This is a genomic window from Streptomyces montanisoli, from assembly GCF_017813245.1.
Classification (GTDB): domain Bacteria; phylum Actinomycetota; class Actinomycetes; order Streptomycetales; family Streptomycetaceae; genus Streptomyces; species Streptomyces montanisoli.
Window position 1 is genome coordinate 1 of record NZ_JAGIQL010000337.1, and the last position, 2,205, is coordinate 2,205.

2 protein-coding genes are annotated in these 2,205 nt (G+C 74.8%); both read left to right on the forward strand.

The features are described from left to right. Positions 1–270, forward strand: a 270-nt coding sequence (locus tag JFN87_RS32960; RefSeq protein WP_209346165.1) for an adenosylcobinamide-GDP ribazoletransferase, incomplete at its 5' end; no start/stop codon positions are given. A gap of 157 nt (positions 271–427) precedes the next feature. Next, complete coding sequence (locus JFN87_RS32965) at positions 428–1,978, forward strand: leucyl aminopeptidase (protein ID WP_209346167.1); 1,551 nt, start codon at positions 428–430, stop codon at positions 1,976–1,978. Positions 1,979–2,205: the final 227 nt, after the last annotated feature.

Genomic DNA, 2,205 nt, shown 5'->3' on the forward strand with positions numbered 1-2,205 from the left:
GGCGCGGCCGTCGCGGGGACGGTGTCCACGCGGGCGGCGGCCGCTGCGGTGGCCGTGGTGACGCTCGCCGCGGCCGCGCTCGGGCTCGCCTTCTCCGCCGCCGACGCCGTACGGGACGGCGCGGCGGTGCTGCTGGCCTGCGCCGCCGCCCAGTTGCTCCTTCGCCACTGTGTACGCCGGTTCGGCGGCATCACGGGCGACGTGCTCGGCGCGCTGTGCGAGACGGCCGCCACGCTCGCCCTCGTCGTACTCGCGCTCTCGCCCCGCTGACCGGCGGCCCTCGGGTGTCCAGGGGACGAGACAGCTGACGTCAGCGGCGCGCGTAGGCTCACCCACGGCGTTGTCAGGGCCGGTTCCGCGACGCGCCGGGCAGGTCGGCCCACCACTCGACCGACAAGGAACTCAACGGAAGCGAGAATTCACCACCGTGACTGCTCTCACTCTCACCACGTCGGGCGCCGCCACACTGCGCGCCGACGTCATCGTCGTGGGCGTCGCCAAGGGCGCCGCAGGACCGGTCGTCGCCACGGGCGCCGAGGCCGTGGACAAGGGGTTCGACGGCAGGCTCGCCGCCGTGCTCGAGACCCTCGGGGCCACCGGCGCCGAGGGTGAGGTGACCAAGCTGCCCGCGCCGTCGGGGTTCAAGTCCCCCGTCGTACTGGCCGTGGGCCTCGGCCGGGTGCCCGAGAAGGACGAGGCGTACGGCACCGAGTCGCTGCGCCGCGCCGCCGGTGTCGCCGCGCGCGCCCTGACGGGCACCAAGAAGGCCGGCATCGCGCTGCCCGTGGAGGCCGCCGAGGACGTCGCGGCGATCGGCGAGGGGCTCCTGCTCGGCTCGTACGCCTTCACCACGTACCGCGACGGTGAGCGCAAGAAGGCGAACGGCGCGAAGGCCGCCGCCAAGGACGACGCGCGCAAGCAGCCGCTCGGCGAGGCCGCGCTGCTCGGCGCGAAGCCGCGCGACAAGGCCCACAAGGCCGCCGCGGACCGGGCGATCGCGCTGACGGAGGAGATCAACCGCGCCCGCGACCTGATCAACATCCCGTCGAACGACCTCACCCCCGCCGACTTCGCCGCGATCGCCGTGGCTGCCGGCAAGGAACACGGCATCAAGGTGGAGGTGCTCGACGAGAAGGCGCTCGCCAGGGGCGGCTACGGCGGCCTGATCGGCGTCGGGCAGGGTTCCGTCAACCCGCCCAGGCTGGTCCGCCTCTCCTACACCCCGCGCGGCGCGCGGCAGAACCTCGCGTTCGTCGGCAAGGGCATCACGTACGACTCGGGCGGCATCTCGCTCAAGCCGGCCGGCCACAACGAGACCATGAAGTGCGACATGAGCGGCGCCGCCGCCGTCTTCGCCGCCGTGGTCACGGCCGCCAGGCTCGGCCTGAAGGTCGGCGTCACGGGCTGGCTCGCGCTCGCCGAGAACATGCCGTCGGGGTCGGCCACCCGCCCCGGCGACGTGCTGCGCATGTACAGCGGCAAGACCGTCGAGGTGCTGAACACGGACGCCGAGGGCCGCCTGGTGCTGGCCGACGCCATCACCCGCGCCGCCGAGGAGAAGCCGGACGCGATCGTCGACGTGGCGACGCTGACCGGCGCGATGGTGCTCGCGCTCGGCACCCGCACGTTCGGCGTCATGGCCAACGACGACGCGTTCCGCACGGCGGTGTACGAGATCGCCGACGAGGCCGGCGAGGCCGCCTGGCCGATGCCGCTCCCCGTAGACCTGCGCAAGGGCCTGGACTCGCCGATCGCCGACCTCGCCAACATGGGTGAGCGCATGGGCGGCGGCCTGGTCGCCGGCATCTTCCTGCGCGAGTTCGTGCCGGAGGGCACCACCTGGGCGCACCTGGACATCGCGGGCCCCGCGTTCAACGAGGGCGCGCCGTTCGGCTACACGCCGAAGGGCGGCACCGGCTCCGCCGTCCGCACGCTCGTCGCGCTGGCCGAGCACGCCGCGGCCGGCGACCTCGGCTGACCCGCCGGGCGGTCCGGTGGGCCCCACCCACCGGACCGCCCGGCCTCCGTCACCACCCGCCCCGGAAACGGCCGGACCGCCGCCCCACCGGCACCACCGGGCCGCCCGGGGCGCCGGGCCCCCGGGGCGCCGGGGCGCGATGCCGTCGGGGCCCTCCCAGTGTGCCGTGCTCGTCAGCCACGACCAGGATCCGGTGAGGACGTTCACGGGCGCTGCCTCCTCGCCCA